Source organism: Wenyingzhuangia sp. IMCC45467, assembly GCF_054111205.1.
This window is the reverse complement of the sequence record NZ_CM134196.1, coordinates 1003463-1026756: the sequence shown is the minus strand read 5'-3', so window position 1 is coordinate 1026756 and position 23294 is coordinate 1003463. Positions and strand designations below refer to the sequence as shown.

14 protein-coding genes and 1 tRNA gene are annotated in these 23294 nt (G+C 29.9%); 12 read left to right on the top strand and 3 right to left on the bottom strand.

What is annotated here, in order from left to right; translation table 11 throughout:
- The 7 genes from ACXGQT_RS04390 to ACXGQT_RS04360 all read left to right on the top strand — a co-directional run bounded on the left by ACXGQT_RS04390 (position 1) and on the right by ACXGQT_RS04360 (position 10695).
- Positions 1 to 1611 (top strand): glycoside hydrolase family 43 protein, encoded by a 1611-nt coding sequence (locus tag ACXGQT_RS04390; RefSeq protein WP_457830192.1) that lies wholly within the window; start codon positions 1 to 3, stop codon positions 1609 to 1611.
- A 21-nt stretch (positions 1612 to 1632) separates the two neighbouring features.
- Positions 1633 to 3567 (top strand): beta-L-arabinofuranosidase domain-containing protein, encoded by a 1935-nt coding sequence (locus tag ACXGQT_RS04385; RefSeq protein WP_457830191.1) that lies wholly within the window; start codon positions 1633 to 1635, stop codon positions 3565 to 3567.
- A gap of 5 nt (positions 3568 to 3572) precedes the next feature.
- Positions 3573 to 5180, top strand: a complete 1608-nt coding sequence (locus tag ACXGQT_RS04380) for a hypothetical protein (protein ID WP_457830190.1) — start codon at positions 3573 to 3575, stop codon at positions 5178 to 5180.
- 479 nt (positions 5181 to 5659) lie between these two features.
- Positions 5660 to 6976, top strand: a complete 1317-nt coding sequence (locus ACXGQT_RS04375; RefSeq protein WP_457830189.1) for a sugar porter family MFS transporter — start codon at positions 5660 to 5662, stop codon at positions 6974 to 6976.
- 41 nt (positions 6977 to 7017) lie between these two features.
- Positions 7018 to 8064 (top strand): GntR family transcriptional regulator, encoded by a 1047-nt coding sequence (locus tag ACXGQT_RS04370; protein WP_457830188.1) that lies wholly within the window; start codon positions 7018 to 7020, stop codon positions 8062 to 8064.
- 178 nt (positions 8065 to 8242) lie between these two features.
- Positions 8243 to 9025, top strand: a complete 783-nt coding sequence (locus ACXGQT_RS04365) for a gluconate 5-dehydrogenase (protein WP_457830187.1) — start codon at positions 8243 to 8245, stop codon at positions 9023 to 9025.
- A gap of 221 nt (positions 9026 to 9246) precedes the next feature.
- The gene (locus tag ACXGQT_RS04360) at positions 9247 to 10695 is read left to right on the top strand and encodes a DUF4979 domain-containing protein (RefSeq protein ID WP_457830186.1); all 1449 of its coding nucleotides are present in this window, start codon (positions 9247 to 9249) and stop codon (positions 10693 to 10695) included.
- A 318-nt stretch (positions 10696 to 11013) separates the two neighbouring features.
- Here the strand turns inward: ACXGQT_RS04360 and ACXGQT_RS04355 are convergent.
- A tRNA-Ser gene (locus ACXGQT_RS04355) sits at positions 11014 to 11098 on the bottom strand.
- Positions 11099 to 11323: 225 nt separating this feature from the next.
- Between ACXGQT_RS04355 and ACXGQT_RS04350 the strand changes: the two genes are divergently transcribed.
- Genes ACXGQT_RS04350 through ACXGQT_RS04335 form a run of 4 tightly spaced genes read left to right on the top strand, consistent with a single transcriptional unit; the run spans position 11324 to position 16201 of the window.
- Entirely contained in the window at positions 11324 to 11692 is a 369-nt protein-coding gene (locus tag ACXGQT_RS04350) for a response regulator transcription factor (protein WP_457830185.1), read from the top strand.
- A complete protein-coding gene (locus ACXGQT_RS04345) occupies positions 11689 to 12738 on the top strand; it encodes a HEAT repeat domain-containing protein (RefSeq protein WP_457830184.1) in 1050 nt (349 codons plus the stop codon). The genes ACXGQT_RS04350 and ACXGQT_RS04345 overlap by 4 nt, the downstream gene beginning before the upstream one ends.
- The gene (locus ACXGQT_RS04340; RefSeq protein ID WP_457830183.1) at positions 12735 to 14171 is read left to right on the top strand and encodes a glycosyltransferase family 2 protein; all 1437 of its coding nucleotides are present in this window, start codon (positions 12735 to 12737) and stop codon (positions 14169 to 14171) included. Before ACXGQT_RS04345 ends, ACXGQT_RS04340 begins: the two co-directional genes overlap by 4 nt.
- Positions 14168 to 16201: an LTA synthase family protein gene (locus ACXGQT_RS04335; protein WP_457830182.1), complete on the top strand. Its 2034-nt coding sequence runs from the start codon at positions 14168 to 14170 to the stop codon at positions 16199 to 16201. The genes ACXGQT_RS04340 and ACXGQT_RS04335 overlap by 4 nt, the downstream gene beginning before the upstream one ends.
- 11 nt (positions 16202 to 16212) lie before the next feature.
- Here the strand turns inward: ACXGQT_RS04335 and ACXGQT_RS04330 are convergent, their stop codons facing one another.
- Both ACXGQT_RS04330 and ACXGQT_RS04325 read right to left on the bottom strand, forming a co-directional pair.
- Positions 16213 to 17373, bottom strand: coding sequence for a hypothetical protein (locus ACXGQT_RS04330; RefSeq protein WP_457830181.1), 1161 nt, complete (start codon positions 17371 to 17373; stop codon positions 16213 to 16215).
- On the bottom strand, positions 17374 to 18636 hold the full coding sequence (locus ACXGQT_RS04325) for a YaiO family outer membrane beta-barrel protein (RefSeq protein ID WP_457830180.1): 1263 nt from the start codon (positions 18634 to 18636) through the stop codon (positions 17374 to 17376).
- Between the two features lie 151 nt (positions 18637 to 18787).
- On the opposite strand from ACXGQT_RS04325, the gene ACXGQT_RS04320 reads away from it, so the two are divergent.
- On the top strand, positions 18788 to 23152 hold the full coding sequence (locus ACXGQT_RS04320) for a PAS domain S-box protein (protein ID WP_457830179.1): 4365 nt from the start codon (positions 18788 to 18790) through the stop codon (positions 23150 to 23152).
- Positions 23153 to 23294: the final 142 nt, after the last annotated feature.

Below are 23294 nucleotides of genomic sequence, written 5' to 3'. Positions count from 1 at the left end.
ATGAAAAAAGGAATTTTATTACTACTAGTAATTAGTATGCAGTCCATTATAGCACAACAATATGTGTCTAAAGTATGGCAGTCAGATAATGGAGATGGAACATATACCAATCCGGTTTTATATGCAGACTACTCAGATCCTGATGTAATTAGGGTAGGAGACGATTTTTATATGACCGTTAGTAGTTTTAATTGCATTCCTGGTTTACCAATATTACACTCTAAAGATTTGGTGAATTGGGAAATTGTTAATTACGCATTAGAAAAGCAAATACCAGAGGAAGTGTTTAATGTTCCTCAGCACAGTAAAGGAGTTTGGGCACCATCTATTAGGTATCATAATAATGAGTTTTATATCTATTGGGGAGACCCTGATTTTGGTGTGTATATGATTAAAACCAAGAATGTTTATGGTAAATGGTCAAAACCTTTGTTAGTGTTAGAAGGAAAAGGAATTATAGACCCTTGTCCGCTTTGGGATGGAGAAAATACATATCTAGTTCATGCATGGGCTGGAAGCCGAGCGGGGGTGAATAGTTTGTTAACCATACGAACAATGAATTCTGCAGGAACTAAAGTTTTAGATGAAGGTAAAAATGTATTTGATGGACATGATAATCACCATACTGTAGAAGGTCCAAAATTATATAAAAAAGATGATTATTATTACATTTTAGCACCTGCTGGTGGTGTGGAAAATGGATGGCAATTGGCTTTACGATCTAAAAATATATATGGACCTTATGAAGAGAAAATTGTATTAGAGCAAGGAAGTACAGTTATTAATGGACCACATCAAGGAGCTTGGGTAACTTCCCCTAATGAAGAATCTTGGTTTGTACACTTTCAAGATCAAGCTGTTTATGGTAGAGTACTATGGGTAACTCCTATATCATGGAAAGATAATTGGCCAGAAATGGGAAAGGATTTAGATGGAAATGGAGTAGGAGAGCCAATTCTTACTTATATAAAACCGGTACAAGGAATGCCTATATCTTCACCACAAGAAAGTGATGAATTTAATAATGGAAAACCTGGTTTACAGTGGCAATGGTATGCAAATTCTTCTGTAAAATGGAGTGCTCAAATTCCAGAAACAGATTACTTAAGATTGTTTGCAATGAGTAAAAAGGAACTTCCTAATTTGTGGGATATGTCTAGTTTATTATTACAAAAGTTACCTGCCCCAAATTTTAAAACTACTACTAAAGTTATTTTAAAAACAGAATGGAATATTCCTGGTAAAACTGCTGGATTAATTATGATGGGACAGTCTTATGCATATGTTGGAATTGCCTATCATGACGAGAAATATTGGATACAGCAAGTAGTTTGTGATGAGGCTATCAACGGAGCTACAGAAAAAATTATTGCTGAAAAAGAATTAAAATCAAATACAGTTTATTTAAGAATGGAAGTTTTAGCTCCAAATGCAACTTGTGTTTTTTATTATAGTGAAAATGGTAAGAAGTTTAAAGAAATAGGAGAAAATTTTATCGCTCAAAAAGACCTTTGGATTAGTGCCAAAATGGGAATCTTTTCTGTTAGTGAACATGATGTTAGGATGGGAGGCTATGCAGATTTTGATTGGTTTAGAGTAGAAAAGAAATAATAAATATTGACTCAAAGAAATATGAAAATTAAAATAGGAATAGTATTGTTTTTAGGAGGGGTAATAAGCTTAATGTCTCAATCTCATTATCCAGGGCAACATCAAAATAAATTAGTTTTAAAAGACAATAATAGAACAAAGGCCATGGCTTTTGATATGAAAGATGTGACTTTGTTAGACTCTCGATTTAAAGAAAATATGCAACGTGAAAGTAGTTGGATTTTATCTTTAAAAACAAATAGTTTATTGCACAGTTTTAGAACCAATGCTGGAGTATATAGTGGTTATGAAGGAGGGTATGATACCACAGAAAAATTGGGAGGATGGGAGTCTTTAGATTGTGAATTGAGGGGGCATGCTGTTGGTCATATTTTATCAGGATTGTCATTGTTATATGCTACCACTAAGGAAGACGTTTACAAAACAAAGGCCGATAGTATTGTAATTGGACTTGCTGAAGTTCAAAAAGTATTAAATCAAAATGGCTATTTAAGTGCATATCCCCAAAATTTAATTGACAGAAATATTGCTGGACAACGAGTTTGGGCTCCATGGTATACATTACATAAATTGTATGCAGGATTAATAGATCAGTATTTGTATACAGACAACAAACTAGCTTTACATGTAGTTGAAGGCATGGCGAATTGGGCTTATGATAAATTACAGTTGATAACACCTGAACAAAGAACCATCATGTTGCGAAATGAGTTTGGAGGGATGAATGATGTTTTTTATTCACTTTATGAAATCACTGGTAATAAAAAATACAAATGGTTAGGAGAGTTCTTTTATCATAATGAAAGCTTAGACCCGTTAAAGCAAAAAGTAGATAATTTAAATAAAAAGCATGCGAATACTTACATTCCTAAATTAATAGGATTGATCCGTGATTATGAGATAGAAGGAAACAAAGAAAATAAAGAAGTTCCAGAGTTTTTTTGGAATACCGTTGTAAATCATCATTCTTTTGTAACTGGAAGTAATAGTGATAAAGAGAAGTTTTTTAAGCCAGATCACCAAACAGAACATTTATCTGGGTATACAGGAGAGTCTTGTAATGTTTATAATATGTTAAAATTAACAAGACATTTGTTTGGTTTAGAGGCTGATGTAAAATATGCTGATTTTTATGAAAAAGCATTGTACAATCATATTTTAGGTCAACAAGATCCGGCAACGGGAATGGTAGCTTATTTTTTACCAATGTTGCCAGGAGCTCATAAAGTTTATAGCACGCCAACAGCATCTTTTTGGTGTTGTGTAGGGACTGGTTTTGAAAATCAAGCCAAATATAGTGAGGCTATTTATTATCATAATAACAAAGGTGTTTTTGTAAATCTTTTTATTCCTTCAGAGTTAAATTGGAAAGAAAAAGGATTTGTTTTAAAGCAAGAAACCAAATTTCCATATGATGATAAAACAACACTTACTGTATCAGTAAACAAAAATGTGAAAACGGCTTTATATGTTCGTTATCCGTCATGGGCTACTCTAGGAGCTACTGTTAAAGTAAATGGTAAAAAAATAAGAGTAAAATCTAAGCCAGGAAGTTATATAAATATAGATAGAGTTTGGAAAAATAATGATAAAATAGAAATTACGTATCCAATGGAATTACATTGGAGTAATTCTAAGGAGGATTCTGATGTAAGAGCAGTAATGTATGGACCTATTGTAATGGCTGCTGAATTAGGGACTGAAGGAATGAAAAAACCTGCTCCATATTCTAACCCTCAATTACACAATGATTATTATACTTATGATTATAATGTTCCTACAACTTTAAATAATCATTTAGAAGTAAAAGGTGATAAGATTAAAGAATGGTTAGAACCTGTTCATAATAAACCTTTAACATTTAAATCAGTTGGTTTAAAAAATAAAGAATTGACTTTTATTCCTTTGTTTGATTTACATAGAGAGCGTTACAATATTTATTGGGATTTAAAATAATATAAATGCTTAAAAAACTATTGTTTATAGGTTTGTTTATCAGTGGTTTATGCGCGTCTGCGCAAGTTTGGCAATGGAGCATAAAGGTAGATAGTTATGTTTCTAATGAAACAAATGATCATCCACAGGCTTTTTTATGGATACCTGAAAATTGCAAGCAAGTAAAAGGTGTGGTTTTTACGCAACACAACATGGTTGAAGAAGGGATCTTAGAGCATCAAGATTTTAGAAAAAAAATGACTGAAATTGGTTTTGCTGAAGTTTGGGTAACCCCAGGTTTTGCCATTACCTATGATATTAAAAATAATGAAGACAAAGTTTTTATAGAAATCATGAAATCTTTAGCAGAAGTTTCAGGTTATCAGGAATTGTTGTTCGCTCCTATTGTACCTATGGGACATTCTGCTTATGCAAGTTTTCCTTGGAATTTTGCAGCGTTTACACCCGATAGAACTTTAGCATTGGTATCTATTCATGGAGATGCTCCCCAAACCAATTTAACAGGTAGTGGAAGACCAAATCCTGATTGGGGAAATAGAAATATTGATGGTATTCCTGCTTTATTTGTGATGGGAGAGTACGAATGGTGGGAAGATCGTTTAACTCCGGGGGTTATATACCAGCAAAAAAATCCTAAAAGTGTGATTACTTGGTTTGCTGATGCTGGTCATGGACATTTTGATTATTCAGATGGTTTAGTCAATTATATTGCCAATTATATAGAAAAAGCAGCGGTAGAAAGGTTGCCTAAAAAATCATCAATAAATGATTCTGTAGTCCTAAAAACAGTGTCTCCTAATTCTGGTTGGTTAATGGATAAATGGAGACAAGATAGTATTCCAAAATACAATGCAACAAAATATAAAAAATACAAAGGAGATAAGGATATGTCTTCTTGGGTATTTGATGCAGAAATGGCGAAAGCAACAGAGGTATACTATGCTACATCTAGAGGTAAAACACATCAGTATATTGGTGTTAAGCAAAATGGTGAGGTTTTAACCCCTAGTAAAACACATGCAAATTATCATCTAGATTTTAAACCTCTGGGTGATGGTATTACCTTTAACGTACAAGCTTTTTTTGCAGATTCTACTAGAGTAAATAAAACTCAAAACCATGCAAAAACACCTTTGTTGATAGATAGAATTTGTGGTCCAGTAAAAAAAGTAAATGATACTACATTTAAAATTGATTTTTATAGAATGGGATTTAACAACCCTAAACGAAGTAGTGATATTTGGTTGTTAGCTCATAACAAAGGAGATGATAATTACAAAAGTATGGTTCAACAATTAGAGTTGCATTTTCCATTGAAAAATAAATTAGGAAAAGAACAATATATAACCTTTGATAGTATAAAATATATAAAAAAGGGAGTAAAAAAACTTTTGTTAAATGGTACTTCAAGTGTTGGTTTAAAAGTAAATTATTATGTAAAAGAAGGACCTGCTTACTTAAAAGGTAACACGTTGCATTTTACAAAAATACCGCCAAGGACAAAATATCCAGTAAAGGTTACTGTTGTGGCATGGCAATATGGGGTTGCGGGTAAAATACAATCTGCAAAACCAGTAGAGCAAAGCTTTTATATAACCAATAAACTGTTATGATTTAGATACCATGAATAATGAATTTTTGAGTCAGTTGCTCTAACAAAATAATTTTTTATAATTCCTAAAAAGAACAGTCACTATCTCAGTTTTTGAATAGTGACTTTTTTTTATAAAATATTTATAGTTGAATTTTGGTTTTATGTATTTGTAATTGAGTGTGTTATGTGTTGTGTGGATGTTGTTGATAGTAAAAGAAATATAATTTATACACTTCTGTAAATAGATAGCGTATTATTGAAGTGTTGTTTTTTATACCAAACTTGATACAATTTTGACAATAAGTTGTGTAGGGATAACAAATAACAGAAAGTATTTATTAACTATTAAAATACAAAAGATGAAAAAAATTCAAATATACTCACTGTTTATTTCATTACTGTTTAGCAGCATTATTGTTTTAACCTTAGCAATTATGATATAATAGAAGTTGTGTAAAAGAGATATATAAAAGTATTTATCAATAATAAAATATAAAAATGAATAACAAGATTTTACTATGGTCTATTACAGCTGCATTGGCTGGTTTTTTATTCGGATTTGACACTGTTGTTATATCTGGAGCTGAAAAAAAACTACAGGTTTTATGGAACTCAAGCGATTTGTTTCATGGAGTGGTGGTTATTGGAATGGCTTTATGGGGAACTGTTATAGGAGCTTTTTTAGGAGGTATTCCAGCTAATAAACTAGGAAGAAAAAAGACCTTAATTTGGATTGGTGTTTTATATACCATTTCTGCTATAGGGTCTAGTTTGGCTAATGAAGCTATTACTTTTGCTGTTTTTAGATTTATTGGAGGTTTGGGGGTAGGAGCATCTACCATTGCAGCTCCAGCTTATATTTCAGAAATTGCTCCAGCCAAAGACAGAGGGAAATTGGTAGGTTTATATCAATTTAATATTGTTTTTGGAATATTAGTTGCTTTTGGATCTAATTATTTATTAAATGGAATTGGAGAGAATGATTGGAGATGGATGGTAGGAGTAGAGGCAATTCCTGCTGCTATTTATACTTTATTAGCATTAACATTACCAAAAAGTCCAAGGTGGTTGTTAACAAAACTAAAAACTGCTGAAGCAAAAGAAATTTTAGAAAAAATAAATCCAAACGATAATACGGAGGCTTTGATATTTCAAATTAAAGAGGAGATGGATAATACAGTTCCTAATGAAAATATTTTTCTTAAAAAATATAGATTTCCAATCATTTTAGCTTTTTTAATTTCTTTTTTTAATCAACTATCAGGAATCAACGCTTTATTATATTATGCTCCTAGAATTTTAACAGAAGCGGGACTTGCAGAAAGTTCTGCTTTGTTAAGTAGTATAGGTGTAGGGGTAACCAATATGATTTTTACACTTTTTGGAATTTATTTAATAGACAAATTAGGAAGGAAACAGTTAATGTATATTGGTTCTTTAGGTTATATCATTTCTTTAACACTGGTTTCATTAGCATTCTTTTTCAATTGGGAAGGACGTTTTATGCCTATTTTCTTATTTGCTTTTATTGCTGCACATGCTATTGGACAAGGAACCGTTATTTGGGTTTTTATTTCAGAAATATTCCCAAATCATTTAAGAGGTGCAGGTCAATCTTTTGGTAGTTCAGTTCACTGGGTATTGGCAGCCATTGTTCCTTCATTGGTACCTGTGTTATTTACCATGATTGGTGCTGGATGGGTATTTGCAATTTTTGCTTTCATGATGGTATTTCAGTTGTTGTTTGTCATGTTTATGATGCCAGAAACCAAAGGTAAAACATTGGAAGAATTACAAGATGTGATTTTAAAATAAGAAAAAATTGAATGTTTAATTTTTAAACTTAAAAGATAGCGATGGACATGTTGAAGGATTTAAAGTTTGGTAATGATCCTAATAAATTTTTATACCAACAAATAGTTGACTGTTTTATATTTAATATTTCTAATGGTAATATTAAAAATAACGAAACTGTTCCTTCAATAAATGAGTTTAGCAGAGTTTATAAAGTATCTAGGGATACGGTAGAGAAGGCCTATAAAATTTTAAAGGAAATGAATGTTATTGCTGCTAGAAAAGGTAAATCTTCTTACATAAATAGCACCAAATTGGTTTCCAAAATTAAAGTTCTTTTTTTAATAAATAAGTTTAGTGCTTATAAATTAAAAATGTATGATTCTTTTATAGAAAATATAGGAGATGATTATCATACAGATGTAGAAATTTATCACTGTGATGAATCTCTTTTTATAGATTTAATGGAAAAGAATTTAAATTTATATGACTATTATGTAATTATGCCTCATTTTAAAACTAAAAATTTAGAACAGGTTAAATTTTCTCAAGAAGCCATCAATCTTATTAAACAAATACCAAGAGAAAAATTGGTATTGATGGATAATAACGAGTTGATTTTAGAAGGAAATTATATAGAAATCTATCAAGATTTTGAAAAAGATATTTATAATGCTCTTCAATTAGGGATAGAAAAAATTAAGAAATACAATAGATTAATTTTAAGAATTCCTAAAAATACTCATTATCCATACCATGTTAAAATTATCAATGGATTTATGCAATTCTGTATTAAATATTCTATTACCTCTGAGATTTCATATGAATCATATGAAAAACTAACGTTATCTAGAGGAGATTTGTTTTTGGTGATGAATGATGATGATTTGGTAAATATGATTGATTTAATAGGTGTTAAAAATTTAAAAAAAGGTAAAGATATAGGAGTAATATCCTACAATGAAACTCCTTTAAAAAGATTATTAGAGATTGCTGTTATTTCTACAGATTTTAAACAGATGGGGAAAACAGCAGCTAATATGATTATGAATAACAATAAAGGAAAAGTTAAAAATCCATTTAATTTTATAGATAGAGCTTCTATCTAAATTTAAAACACATAAAATTATATCTATTAATATTCTCTCTATATAAATATAGTGTTTGATCTGTAAATTTATCTATGCAAACTAGAGATGTTCTTAAATTGTTTGTACTAAGTTACTACAGATAAAGGTTTATAAAACCTTATATATAAAAAATCAATTAACTTAAATAACAACAAAAATGAATTTATTCAATTTAAAAGGTAAAAAAGCTTTAATTACAGGTGGTGTACATGGTTTAGGAATGGCTATGGCAGAGGGTTTGGCCAAAGCTGGTGCTGAACTTATTATTACTAATAATATTTTAGAGCCTTTAGAAGAATCTATTAAGTATTATAGATCAAAAGGATATACAGCTACGGGATATGTATTTGATGTGACAAATGAAAGGGAAGCAACAGAACAAGTAAATAATATAGAAGAAAATCATGGTCAAATAGATATTTTAATTAATAATGCAGGAATTATTAAACGTGTAATGGCTATTGATATGACAGTAGAAGATTTTAGACAAGTCATAGATGTAGATTTGGTAGGTCCTTTTATCATGTCAAAATTAGTTGCAAAATCTATGATTGCCCGTAAATCTGGAAAAATTATCAATATGTGTTCTATGATGAGTGAATTAGGAAGAGATAATGTAAGTGCTTATGCATCTGCAAAAGGAGGTTTAAAAATGTTGACAAAAAACTTAGCAACAGAATGGGGGAAATATAATGTTCAAGTAAATGGAATTGGTCCAGGATATTTTGCTACTTCTCAAACAGAACCAATTAGGGTAGATGGTCATCCGTTTAATGAATTTATTATTGGTAGAACACCTGCTGGTAGATGGGGAGATCCAGAGGATTTGGCAGGAGCAGCAATATTTTTAGCATCAGATGCTAGTAATTTTATCAATGGTCAGGTAATTTATGTTGATGGAGGGATTTTAGCAACTATTGGAAAACCATCAAATGAATAATAACTAAAAGTTTAGATCTTTTTAAAAACAAACCTTACTTGAGAGAGTAAGGTTTTGTGCGTTTAAGGGGAAGTGTTATAAATTAATGCCCATTAATGTAATGTGCTTAAAATAAATACTATAGTGTACTTTGTTTATAGTCTTTGAAATTTTAGTTATACATAAAAGGGGGGGATAATATAATTTTAGAACATTATTACAAACAACTAAATTTATTAAACATGATGAAAAAATTACATTTTAAAAAACAAACAAAAATTAAGAAGCATCAAGCATTAATGCTCTTATTATTTATTTTCGGGATCTTTACTTCGGTTCAAGCTCAGTTATTACTAGGTACTTCTTTAAACGGAAACTTTAGTAGCGATGGAGTTGTAGGAGATTGGGGAATTTCTAGTGGTGGTACACCAACAGTATCAGGAGGTCGTTTAAATGTTACTATGGGAGGAACAGTAGGCTCTTACCGTGGAGATATACAGTATAATTCAGCAAATGATGCTGGAAAAGACATTGTACTTAATTCGGACAATGATGCCATTTTTGCTGTTAAATTTATTGGGGATAGACCAGAAGGAAATTTTAAGCTAGAAATGTTAAGAGTAGTAGGTGAATCTACGGTTTGGGACAATAGTGAATGGAATTCCAACTCAGGTGATGGTAATTATACAACTATAAATGGGAATAAAGTTTACTATTATAGATTGTCTGACGATACTGATTTTACAGGAGGAGATCTTACTTATAGAAAAATAAATATTATTATAGCAGATTCAGATGATACAAGTTATAGTGTAGATTGGATTGCTACTTTTAAAAGTACTGGAGAGTTACAAGCTCATATGAATGCATTAGATGATACTTCTGATGCTGATGAACCAACTTCTGATACAGGTTCAGTTGCTTTTGAGTTTAATACAGATGCAGATCAAGAAGGATGGGTACCACAACAATCTCCAGCATCTGTTACAGTTACAGGGGGTGTACTTAAAACTGAATTTAATGCTTCTCAAGATGGATCAGGATCAAAATATAGAGCAGATTTAAAATATACAAACACACCAATAAACTTACATGCTGGAGATTATCCTATTGTTGCAGTAAAATTTAATGTATATCCTGGAGATTGTAGAATTACTTTTGATACAAATATAGGTGTGTATGGAGGTACTTTTAATACGTATAATGATACTTATAAGGATTCTAACGGTATTATATCATATGATTTAGCAGGAAGTACATTTACAGGTGGAGTTAGTTTATTAACAGATGCGTTAACTTCATTCTCTTTATTCCAGTTTAAAATAGCAGATGGAACATCTGTTGATGCTAGTGAAGCTTATGAGATAGATTGGATTAAAACATTTGAGAACCAAGCGGCTTTAGATTCTTACGTAACATCATTAACTTCAGAAGAGATTAAAATAACAAGCAGTGATTTAAATATTAGTCCAAATCCATCTACTGTAGGGGTGTTTAATTTACATCTAGGACAAAATTTTACACAAAAAAATGCAAACGTAAGAGTTTACAATACTTTGGGTAGTTTAATTATAGATAATAATTATGATATTAACACTACCAAAACTATTCAAGTAACACATAATTTATCACCTGGTATTTATTATGTACAAGTAAACAAAACAGCAAATATTAAGTTAATAGTTAGGTAATTAATAGTTTAGTTTTAGTTTTTTAATCACGCAAAGGATCCCTTTTCTTTGCGTGATTTTTTTATGAATATAGCATAGAAAAGTGTTTGAAACGTTCATAGTTGTCGTCTTTAAGAGGTAAACATTGGGACGAAAGTCAAAATCAACTATATTATTACTCATAAGCGGTCAACAATTTTTGATGTTATTTTTGTTGACCGAATTGTGAATCCAACATATAAAATAATTTAATTTTATATAGAATTAACTATAGAACACAAAAAAACCTTATAAACATAGTGTTTATAAGGTTTTGTGCTTGTTTGTGCTAAACAGTTGCGGAGAAAGAGGGATTCGAACCCCCGGACCTGTTACAGTCAACAGTTTTCAAGACTGCCGCATTCGACCACTCTGCCATTTCTCCTGAGTGTCTCACGATTTCTCGTTTGCGAGTGCAAATATAATTAAGAGTATTTTGTTACACAAGAACACATTTAATTTTTATTTAAAAAATATGAATACTATACTTATTAATTGTTGTCATAAATAAACAGTTTTTATAAATCTTTAGAGTCAAAAGAAACTATTATATTAGTGTAACCTAATTTAGGTAAAACATTTGTTTATTACCTCAAATAAGAAACATGCTATGAAAATTTTGATTGCTGAGGATGATGCTTTGATATTAAGTACTTTAGAGTTTAGACTAAAAAAAGATGGATACCATATAATAACTGCTGTTGATGGTCGTGAAGCTTTACAAAAAATTGAAGAACATACCCCTGATTTGATTATTTCGGATATTATGATGCCCTATGTGTCTGGTTTAGAAATTATAGGTGCTGTTAAAGAAAAATATAATAGTAGCATTGCTATTATTATATTAACCACTATGGGACAAGAAGAAGTGGTTTTAGAAGCCTTTGAATTAGGGGCTGATGATTTTATATCAAAGCCTTTTAGTCCAAATGAACTATCTGTAAGAGTTAAAAGATTTGCGTTAAGAAAAAATAAATGATACAACTAAAACCATTAATATATTTTTTTATTGGTACTTCGTTTGTGTTGCTTATTTACATGCTCATCATTTTACTTATTAAAAATATTAAAAGAAAAAAATACAAGCGATGGACACATTTGTGCAATAACATTATTAATAATACAGTATATTCTGATGATCAAAATTTAAAACATCATCAAAAGAGTATAGAAAACTTAATGCTTATAAAAACGTTCAGAAAAATTATTACACAACAGATTTTATCAGCATCAAAGAATTTTTCTGGACAGTCTAGAGAATCTCTATTAAAATTATATACCCAATTACATTTAGATAAATATGTTGTAGAAAATATTAATTCTAAAAATTGGCATATAAAAGCCAAAGCTATCCAGGAAATTGGTATTATGAAACTTGAGAAGTTACACGAAAAGGTTTCTGCAAACACCAATCACAAAAATGATTTGGTTAGGGCAGAAGCTCAGATCGCAATTATAAAACTTATCGGTTTTGATGGGTTAAAGTTTTTAAATACGGTAACTCAACCAATATCAGAATGGTATCAAATGATATTACAAAGAGAGTTAGCACAATTTGACTACGATAGTTTTAATGGTGTCGACATATGGTTAAAATCTAAAAACAATACTGTAGTTGTTTTTGCATTAAAATTAGTAGATGAATATCACCTTTTTGAACTTTATGATGATGTAAGCTTATGTATTGAACATGACAGTGAAATAGTAAGAAAGCAAGCTATTAAGACCATTACAAAAATATTTAACAGTTCAACCTCTGCTTTATTAATTTCTGTTTTTGAAAAAGAAGTTTACGAGAATAAAATAGAAATTGCTAATGCATTACAATCTATAGGAACTGATGATGATATACCATTTTTAAGAACTCAATTAAATATTGAAAATACAGCCTTAAAAATAATATTAACAAGAACTATTGCTAAAATCAATCCATCTATTTTTAATGAAATAAGTAGTGGTTTACAACCAGAATCTACAAATATGAATCTAATTGTAGCGCAAATAAAAGAGGAAATAACAATATGAGTTGGCAGTCTTTATTATTTGATTTATTTAGTTTCGGAATTATGATGTACTCTTTAGTACTAATAATTTCATATATATTTATAGGTATATATTCCATTGGAGAAACTAGATATTATTTAAATAAAAATAGCTTTACAGATTATAATGCTATTTCTTCATCTTCAGAAGCTCCGAGGGTATCTATTATAGCACCAGCTTATAATGAAGGTGCTACTATTATAGAAAATGTAAGGTCTTTACTCTCTTTACATTATAACAATCTAGAACTAATTATTGTAAATGATGGAAGTTCCGATGACTCTCTAGAAAAATTAATTGCTAAATATGATTTATACAAGACTTCTTATTTTGTAAACTCACAAATAAAAACAAAACCAGTAAAAGGAGTTTATAGGAGTAAAAAGCTTATTTACAGAAAACTTATTGTTGTAGATAAAGAGAATGGGGGGAAAGCAGATGCTTTAAATACAGGAATTAATATTTCTAATTATGAATATACTGTTTGTGTTGATGTAGATTGTATTTTAGAACAAGATTCATTATTAAAATTAGTAAAACCTTTTTTAGAAAATACCGATGAAAAAGTTATTGCTACAGGAGGTGTAATTAGAATAGCCAATAGTTGTATTATAGAAAATGGTAGATTGTTACATGTAAATCTTCCTAAAAAGTTTTTACCAAGAGTACAAACCTTAGAGTATATTAGGGCTTTTTTATTAGGGCGTATGGCATGGAGTAGGTTGAATGGTTTATTACTTATTTCGGGAGCCTTTGGAGCTTTTGATAAAGAAATTGCCATCAAATGTGGGGGGTATGATACTGAAACTGTTGGAGAGGATATTGAGTTAGTAGTAAGAATGAGACGTTATATGGAAGAGTTAGATCTTCCGTATAAAGTAAGTTTTATACCCGATCCGTTATGTTGGACAGAGGCTCCTGATAATTTTAAGATTTTAGGTAGACAAAGAAATAGATGGACAAGAGGAACTATAGAAACACTTAAAATTCATAAAAAAATGTTTTTTAACCCAGACTATGGGATTTTAGGAATTTTAAGTTATCCATATTGGTTTTTCTTTGAGTTTTTAGCTCCTATTATTGAGTTTTTAGGATTGATTAGTTTTTTGGTTTTTGCATACTTCGGATTGATAAATTGGACATATTTTATGAGTTTATTATTAATGGTTTTTAGTTTCGGAATATTATATTCTGTATTTGCTATTTTAATGGAAGTGCTTACTTATAATCAATACAAAAAAGAATCAGAAATTATAAAACTAGTATTTACAGCTATCCTAGAACCAATATTTTTTCATCCGTTTGTAGTGTATTCTGCTATTAGAGGTAATATAGATTATCTTAGAAAAAAGAAAAGTTGGGGAGAAATGACTAGACAAGGATTTGGAACCAATAATCAAAAGACTTCATCATGAAATCAATAAAAGAAAGCTCTAAATTTCATCAATTTTTAAATGCAAATAAAACATTTTCTAGTGTTTTTATTACTTGGTTTATTGTTTTGTTTTTCTTATCGGTAGGTGAAATTATATATAATGGTATTACAAATGAATATCCTAAAAATGTTACAAAAATTGTAGTATGGTCGCTTATTTTAAATATAGTATTTTGGATAAAATGGTTGTTTTATGAATACATTGTATATGTATTTTTATTTATGATTAATAAAAGATTAACTCAAATAATTGCATATTCATATCTTGTTATTCTAGCTATCATCCATTTATGTTTAATACAGTATTTTAATACAGCTTTGGTTCCTTTGGGAGCAGATATTTATGGATATTCTGTTGCTGATATTAAACAAACTCTTGAAGCTGCTGGAGGAGTAAGTGTTGCACCAATTATAGGTGTTATAGTATTTTCTTGCTTGTTAATATTATTGTTAAATATTGGAAAAATATATATAAGGTTACCATATAAAACAAGTTTTGTTTTAGCGATTATTTCGTTAATAATGTTGTTTTTTAATACCAATAGCCTTACACAAAACACAAAATTTAGTACCGATTTTGAAAGTAGTTTGGTATTGAATAAAAGTGATTTTTTCTACAAAAGTTCATACAAACATTTTTTTCCTGAAGTTTATGAAATGGATATTTATGCCGATAGTTATATAGGAGACTATGAAGGAGAAGATGTAGATATTTTATCTTTTAAATACATAGATGAAGAAAATTATCCTTTTTTGCATGCCAATAATAGTCCAGATGTATTGTCTACATTCTTTAGATCGTCTAAACAAAAACCAAATATTGTAATTCTGTTGGTTGAAGGTTTGGGTAGGGCATTTACCAATAAAGGTGCATATTTAGGTAATTTTACACCTTGTTTAGACTCTTTAGCAAATCAAAGTTTGTATTGGAAAAATTTTTTAAGTCAAGGAGGGAGAACCTTTGCTGTGTTACCATCCTTAATGGCTTCTCTTCCTTTTGGAGATAGTGGTTTTTTAGCATTAGGAAATAATATGCCCCAACATTTATCACTCTTTAATATTTTAAAAAAGAACGGATATACTACATCCTTTTATTACGGAGGAGAATCTAAGTTTGATAATATGAAATTGTTTTTGCAGAAAAATAATGTGTCTATTAATGATTATGATAGTTTTCCTAAAAATGCTGTTAAATTACCAGCCTCTAGTGCTAGTGGATTTTCTTGGGGGTATAGTGATAAAGCATTATTTAAACACTTTTTAAATACAAATAATTCTAGTGAACAGCCATATTTAAGTGTAATTCTAACAGTAGCAACTCACAGTCCTTTTTTAGTAGAAGAGCAAGAAAAATACAATCAAAAATTTGAAGAGAGATTAAACGAGCTAAATTTTGATGATAAAACTAAAAAAACTCATAGAAATTATAAGGCTCAATATGCCTCTATATTGTATGCTGATGATGCAATTAAAGAGTTTTTTAATGAATACAAAAAAAGACCAGATTTTAAGAATACTATTTTTTTAATTACAGGAGATCATAGACTTCCAGAAATTCCAATGGCTACAAAAATTGATAGATATCACGTTCCTTTGTTAATCTACTCACCATTGTTAAAAAGAACAGAGCAGTTTGCCTCAATTTCTACTCATTTTGATATTGCTCCTAGTTTATTGTCTTATTTAACAAATAGTTATGATATTAAAAATCCATCAATAGCTAGTTGGATGGGAGATGGTTTAGATACTATTAAAAGTTTTAGAAATATACATAGTTATCCTTTTATTCAGACCAAAACAGATATAAATGATTTTGTTATGGGAAACTATCATTTAAATGGAGAAAGTTTATTTGAGTTAAATCAGAATATGGGAGAAGCGACACTTCAAGATGATGATGTAAAAAATAGAATACAAAACTTATTTAATACATTTAAGAGAAAAAGTATACTTATAACCAAGGGGCAAAAAATAATACCAGATTCTATCTATCAAAAATATGCTAACTAATGAGGGTGTTTTTATTTGTTAAGAATTTTTGTTTCCTCATCAAAAATATGATCCATTAAAGGATAATAAAATTCCCAAAAAAAGCTTTTTCTTTCCATAGGGTTAGAGAGGTCGTAAAACAGCCATTTAAAATAATGTATTCCTTTAAAATAAGAGCTGCTTATACTTATTGGGTTGTCTGAAAAATCTCCAGACATATAATAAAATCTATAACCTCCTTTGTTATGTCTAATAACTGCAGGAAAGTTTTTAGGAATGTTGTTGTCTTTTAGTTTTTTAGCACCATTTTGGTTTACTTCTAATTGATATCCAGAAATAATTTCGTTAACATTTCTATCAATTTTAATAATATCAAACCAAAAAGAATATTTAATTTTTTTGGGCAAGCCAAATCTATCCTGTCCTTTTTTAGTTGAATGTATATAGGGTATTTCTTCGTTTAAGTCTAAACTATCTTCTAAAACTACAACACCACCATTGTTATTAACAAAAGCAATTCCAGATTTTTTAAAATTCCAACCTTCTTTATGGTTTTTCTCGTAATTTTTAACCAGCCATTTAGGTAGTTCTAGGTTTTTAATGGTGTCAAAACTATCAAAATAACGACCTGTCCAGCCTGTCCATTGCATTCCAAAAAGTTCTTCAAAACCACGTCTGTTTGCTAAAGAGGTTGGAGAAGCTATGGTGTTGAACTCAGCCAAAATCAACTTCTTTTTTTCTTTCATATAGGTTAAAAACTCCAAGTCTTGTTCGCTTAAACCACCATATAGTTTTCCATATCTAATTTTGGTAGAGTCTTTAGTGTACCATTCATTATTATAAATACCATAAGTATCTGTAAAGTAAGTAAAATCTACATCCTCACTTAATTTTTGTAATTGTTCTTCAGTAAATCGTTCTAAGCCTTTGGTTCTAAATTTTTCATCTTCTTTAGGAAAAAAACCAAAATAATCATGTTTTACATCGTATAAATTATGAGTTGTTTTGGTTAATTTTTTATGATTTAACATCCAAGTTAAAGAAATGTGTTCTTGGCCATCTGTTGTTAAAACAGTTTTGTCTATTATAGAACCAAGCAAAAGTGTCTTTGGGGTAAAAAACCAAAATAACCACATCCAAAACGGAATAAGTAAAATGGTGGCACCAATAATGTAAGTTTTTTTATTTTTCATTTATCTAAAACGTCTTGAATAAGTCACTCCAAAATCTATTTGATTTCCTTTAGTGTTTACTCTATATTCTTGATTTTCGAAACCAAAGCTAAATGTAATTACATTAAAAGTATTAAATGTTTTTCTGTAATTTAAGTTGATGTTGTGAGATATTAGTTTGTAAGTAGAGGTTCCTATTAAGTTAGCATTGGCAGAATCATCAGGAGACAAACCTGTACCTATTCTTATTCCAAAATAATCATCTGTTCCACTGTAGTAATATCTTGTAGAAAAAGAAAATGATCTAGATAAATCGTTGTTTGAAGGCGTTAAATAAGTTCTTAAATTAAACCAAAAACTGCTGTAGTATTTACCTATAGAAGCTGTATAAATCCATGTATCACTACCAAAGTTTAAATATCTAAAACCTGCTTCGGCTTCAAAACTTTTGGGTAAATCGTAATACAGAGAAAGCCCGGCTCTATAATCTGGAAAAATACTAGAATCAGAGTATCCAACACTCATGTAGGCTCTAAAGTTTTCTGTAAAACTAGGATAGGCATCTATTTCGTATTGAAGCCCGTTACTTAAAAATCTATTCGCATAATTTACTCTTGCTATTACTGAACCAATGGGAGTTTGAGTGCTGTAATCTAAGCTGGCTAGTTGCCATGGGTCACGACCGTTAAATCCCTCGTCAAAATATACATATTCATAAGATACTCCTATTTGGTTTTTAAAAGAATTGTCTTTTATTTTAATTAACAATGCTCTTGCTTTTTCATTTTTTGGTTCTTTTTTTAAAATTTGTTCTACCACTCCTTCGGCTTCTTCCCACTTTTTTATATCGTTTAATAACCTTGCTTTATAGACCAATAAATCTATAGAGTTAGGGTGATGTGTTAGTCCTGCGTTGATAATTTTTAATGCACCTCTAGAGTTGTTATTCCAAAATTCTAAATTGGTATAAGCAATAGTTGCCTCTTCGTTTTCGGGTGTGTTTTCTAAAACCATTTTAAAAGCTTGCCTAGCTTCATTTTTTTTATCGGACCAGGTGTAAATTCTACCTAAAAAAATTCTAATATCAGCATAATTTGGACTTTTTTCTAATGCCTGTTTGCTCAATAAAATAGCCTTAGGGTAGTCATCTTCATCAAAAGCAGCCTTTCTAGCTTGCGTAAATAATTCATCAGAAGATAAATCTTGGGCAATAACAAATTGAGCACAAAAAGTAAGTATGAAAAACAAAGTAACTTTAAAAAAAGTTAAATAACTTTTATTCATGTAAGGATTGATTTTATGATTAATAAAGTTAGGAAAAAAGAAGTCTTTAACTATGTTTTATATCAAATTATATTCTTATTTTCATTAAAAGTATTTCATACTAAATAATATTACTTTATTTAGTAATATCTTCAAAATATAAAAACATTCTATGAGCAACATCAAAAAAGATATCAATCAAAAAGAAATAGAAAGATTACAAGCCTTAATTGATTACGAAATTTTAGATACTGAAGAAGAAGAAGATTTTGATAGAATTACCAAATTAGCCTCATTAATATGTGACACACCAATGTGTTTAATTTCTTTGTTAGATGGTAAAAGACAATGGTTTAAGTCTAGACAAGGACTAGAAGCTACCGAAACACCGAGAGAGATTGCGTTTTGTAATCATGCTATTATGCAAGAAGATCTTTTTGAGGTGCAAGATGCTACAAAAGATGATAGATTTAACAACAATCCTTTGGTTAAAGGAGAGCCTAATATTAAATATTATGCAGGGCAACCTTTAATAGATCCAAATGGATATGCATTAGGAACACTATGTGTTATAGACACAATTCCTAGAAAAATTACTGAAAAACAAGCTAAAGCACTTGAAATATTAGCCATAGAGGCTACCGATTTAATTGTTAAACGTAGAGGTGTAGAAGAATATAAACATTTTGGTAAACTATTTTTACTTTCTAAAGATTTAATATGTATAGCTAATACCAATGGTTTCTTTAAAAAAGTAAACCCTGCTTTTCAAGTATGTTTAGGTTGGGAGTTAGAAGAGTTGCTAAACAATTCTTTTTTTGATTTTATTCATCCAGACGATCAAAAAGGCAGTGTTGAAGAAATACAAAAATTAGCAAAAGGTCATCAAACAGTTAATTTTACACACAGGTTTAGAACAAAAAACGGTGAATATAAAGTATTAGAATGGGTGGCCAGTCCTGAGCCAAAAACTGGAAATATTTTTGCCAATGCTAGAGATGTTACTGATGCTAAAAATTTAAGTAAGCAATTAGCAGAAAGTGAGAAAAAATTTAAAACGTTTTTTGAGAATTCTCAAGGTTTAATGTGTACACATGATTTAAACGGAAAGTTATTAACGGTTAATAAATCAGGTGCTAGCGCTTTAGGATACTCTACAGAAGAAATATTAAGTTTTACATTATTTGATATTGTTCCTAAAGAAAGACATGATAATATTAAAAATTATTTAATAGCAATTAAAGAGTCTCGTGTGTTCAAAGGGCAAATGGTCACTGTATCGAAAGACGGATCTAAGCGTATATGGTTTTTTAGTAATTCATTGCAAAATAATGATTTAGGAAGTAATTATGTTATAGGTAATGCTGTAGATATTACTGATCAGTATATGCTAGAGAAAGACCTTACTAGAACCAAAGAATTATTAGAAAAAACTAATAAAGTATCACGTGTAGGTGGTTGGGAAGCTGATTTAATTTCAAATAAAATTCACTGGACAGAAATAACAAAAGATATACATGAAGTAGGAGATGATTTTGTTCCTGAACTAGATACTGCAATCAATTTTTATAAAGAAGGTGTTTCTAGAGATACCATTTCAAAATGCATAGAAGAAGCTATTAATGAACAAAAAAGTTGGGATACAGAACTCCAAATTACTACACAAAAAGGAAATGAAATATGGTGTAGAGCTATTGGTGAGCCTGAATTTAAAAATGGAAAATGTGTAAGGTTATATGGAACGTTTCAAGACATTAATAAACGTAAAGTAGCAGAAATTCAGTTTAAAGAGTCTAAAAAGTTATTAGATGATGTTTTAAATGCAGCAACACAAGTAAGTATTATTGCAACCGACATTAATGGAGTTATAACTGTTTTTAATAAAGGAGCTGAAAGTTTATTAGGATATACTAGTAAAGAAATGGTAGGTAAACAAAGTCCTGCTATTATTCACAAACCAGAAGAAGTAAGTAATAGAGGTGCTGAGTTAACAATACAAGAAGGTGTAAATATAGAAGGGTTTAGAGTATTTGTTCATATGGCCGAAAAAAATGGAGTTGAACAAAGAGAATGGACCTATATAACTAAGGATGGTTGTGAGTTAATTGTGTCATTAGTAGTTACGGCTATAAAAAACATAGATCATCAAATAATAGGATACTTAGGGGTTGCTACCAACATCAGTAAAAGAAAACAGGTTGAAAACGATTTGTTAGCTGAAAAAGCCAGATTATCTGCCTTTGTTAAACATGCACCTGCTGCAGTTGCTATGCTTGATAAGGATATGAACTACATAGAAGTTAGTAAAAAGTGGATTGATGATTATCATTTAGAAGACTTAGATATTATAGGTAAATCTCATTATGATTTAAACCCTGTTTTAGGAACCAATATGAAAAATATTCATAAAGAGGTCTTAGAGAAGGGGATTATTCATACAGTTAGCGAAGATAAGTACGTATCTAAAACTTCAGGAAAAATACACTCTATAACTTGGGTAATAAGACCTTGGTTTACTTTTGACCAAAAAATTGGAGGAATGATGATTTTTACCCAAAACATCAGTAGTATGATCCGACAAAGAGAAGAATTAAAAAAGGCCAAAATACTAGCAGAAGAGGCAAGTATTGCTAAGTCTGAGTTTCTAGCAAATATGAGTCATGAAATTAGAACCCCATTAAATGGTGTTATAGGTTTTACAGATTTGGTATTAAAAACCAACTTAACAGAAACACAACAACAGTATTTAAATATTGTAAACCAATCGGCAAACGGTTTACTAAACATTATCAATGATATTTTAGATTTCTCAAAAATAGAAGCTGGTAAACTAGAATTGGATATTGAAAAATGTGATATTTACGAAATCGGTGCACACTCTACAGACATTGTAAACTACCAAATACAACAAAAGAGTTTAGAGATGTTGTTAAATATATCACCTGATATTCCAAGATTTATTTGGGCTGATGCTATTAGGTTAAAGCAGATTTTAATTAACTTATTAGGGAATGCAACTAAATTTACTGAAAAAGGTGAGATAGAGTTGAAAATTGAAGTTGTAGAAAGTCAAGAAACAACCAAAACCATTCGTTTTAGTGTAAGAGATACAGGAGTTGGGATAAAACCAGAAAAACAACAAAAAATATTTGAAGCTTTTTCTCAAGAAGATGCTTCAACTACAAAAAAATATGGGGGTACAGGTCTAGGATTAACCATATCTAACAAACTTTTGTTAATGATGAATAGTGGACTTCAGTTAACAAGTGCTGTTGGTCAAGGAAGTACTTTTTATTTTGATATAACTCTTGAAACAGAAAAAGGGGAAGAAATTATTTGGGAAAATTTAGATTCTATTAAACATGTTTTAATTGTAGATGATAATGATAATAATAGAGATATTTTAAAACAAATTTTAAGATTAAAAAACATTACATCCGACGAAGCCAAAAATGGTTTTGAAGCATTGCAACTCTTGGCAGATAATAAAGAATACGATGTTATTATTATGGATTATCATATGCCATATATGAATGGAATAGAAACTATAGAGAAAATAAGAGATAGTTTTTATCCATTACCAGAAGTTTCGCCTATCATTTTACTGTATAGTTCGTCTAGTGATGCCGATATTATACCTAAATGTAAAGAATTAGGAGTTGCTAAAAGATTAACAAAACCAGTAAAGTCTCACGACATATATAATGTGCTTTCTAAATTAAAGAGTAGTAGTGCAGAAAAGGAAAGTTTTACTTTATTAAATGAAGAAGAGAGTGAACCAACATTTAAAGAAGATCTTAATATTTTAATAGTAGAGGATAATAATGTTAACAGGTTTTTAGCAAAAACCATCATAAAAAAACAAGTTCCACATGCAAATATATTAGAGGCTGTTAATGGTTTGGAAGGAGTTAAGTTATATGAAGAACATAAATTTGACCTTATTATCATGGATATTCAAATGCCAGAAATGAATGGATATGAAGCCACCAAAAAAATAAGAAGTATTGAAGCTGGAACCAAAGTACATATTCCTATTATTGCAATTACAGCTGGTAATGTAAAAGGGGAAAGAGAAAGATGTATAGAGATAGGAATGGATGATTTTCTTGTAAAACCAATAGTTGAAGATCACCTTAGATTGGTTTTTGAAAACTGGTTGCCAAAAGCCAAAAAGAACAATTTAAGCCCATTGCAGCAAGAAAAAGAAGAGATCAAAAAACACTTTGATATCAGTCAGTTGCGCATGTATTATGGTGATGATGTAGAAGCATTAAATCAAGTACAACAATTGGTGAAAGAACAATTAGATGAGTCTGTTAATGTACTTAAACAGCATGTTGATGATAAAAACCTTGAAGGATTAAAGCAAGTAGGTCATAAATTAAGAGGAACTACCTCTACAGCAGGTATGAGTAGATTGTCTGAATTGGCTACAGGGTTAGAGCAGTTAAATTCGTTAGAAGAAATTAACCTAGAGATTTCTTTTGATGAAATTAAACAAGAAATAGATTTTGTAAAAACTTTAATGAATTAATACAAATAGTCTCGTAAGCTTATAGTTTACGAGGCTATTTGCTATACTATAAAATACTAGTACAAACTTTTATAAGTGTGTGTTGTATACTTGTGGTAATAAGCTTATAAATATTATTATCCCCCTTTATGCTTATTATTAT

Coding starts and splice junctions, on each gene's coding strand:
- ACXGQT_RS04325 (WP_457830180.1), bottom strand. CDS start 18,636: ATGAATAAAAGTTATTTAACTTTTTTTAAAGTTACTTTGTTTTTCATA.
- ACXGQT_RS04350 (WP_457830185.1), top strand. CDS start 11,324: ATGAAAATTTTGATTGCTGAGGATGATGCTTTGATATTAAGTACTTTA.
- ACXGQT_RS04320 (WP_457830179.1), top strand. CDS start 18,788: ATGAGCAACATCAAAAAAGATATCAATCAAAAAGAAATAGAAAGATTA.
- ACXGQT_RS04375 (WP_457830189.1), top strand. CDS start 5,660: ATGAATAACAAGATTTTACTATGGTCTATTACAGCTGCATTGGCTGGT.
- ACXGQT_RS04365 (WP_457830187.1), top strand. CDS start 8,243: ATGAATTTATTCAATTTAAAAGGTAAAAAAGCTTTAATTACAGGTGGT.
- ACXGQT_RS04340 (WP_457830183.1), top strand. CDS start 12,735: ATGAGTTGGCAGTCTTTATTATTTGATTTATTTAGTTTCGGAATTATG.
- ACXGQT_RS04330 (WP_457830181.1), bottom strand. CDS start 17,373: ATGAAAAATAAAAAAACTTACATTATTGGTGCCACCATTTTACTTATT.
- ACXGQT_RS04345 (WP_457830184.1), top strand. CDS start 11,689: ATGATACAACTAAAACCATTAATATATTTTTTTATTGGTACTTCGTTT.
- ACXGQT_RS04335 (WP_457830182.1), top strand. CDS start 14,168: ATGAAATCAATAAAAGAAAGCTCTAAATTTCATCAATTTTTAAATGCA.
- ACXGQT_RS04390 (WP_457830192.1), top strand. CDS start 1: ATGAAAAAAGGAATTTTATTACTACTAGTAATTAGTATGCAGTCCATT.
- ACXGQT_RS04380 (WP_457830190.1), top strand. CDS start 3,573: ATGCTTAAAAAACTATTGTTTATAGGTTTGTTTATCAGTGGTTTATGC.
- ACXGQT_RS04360 (WP_457830186.1), top strand. CDS start 9,247: ATGATGAAAAAATTACATTTTAAAAAACAAACAAAAATTAAGAAGCAT.
- ACXGQT_RS04370 (WP_457830188.1), top strand. CDS start 7,018: ATGGACATGTTGAAGGATTTAAAGTTTGGTAATGATCCTAATAAATTT.
- ACXGQT_RS04385 (WP_457830191.1), top strand. CDS start 1,633: ATGAAAATTAAAATAGGAATAGTATTGTTTTTAGGAGGGGTAATAAGC.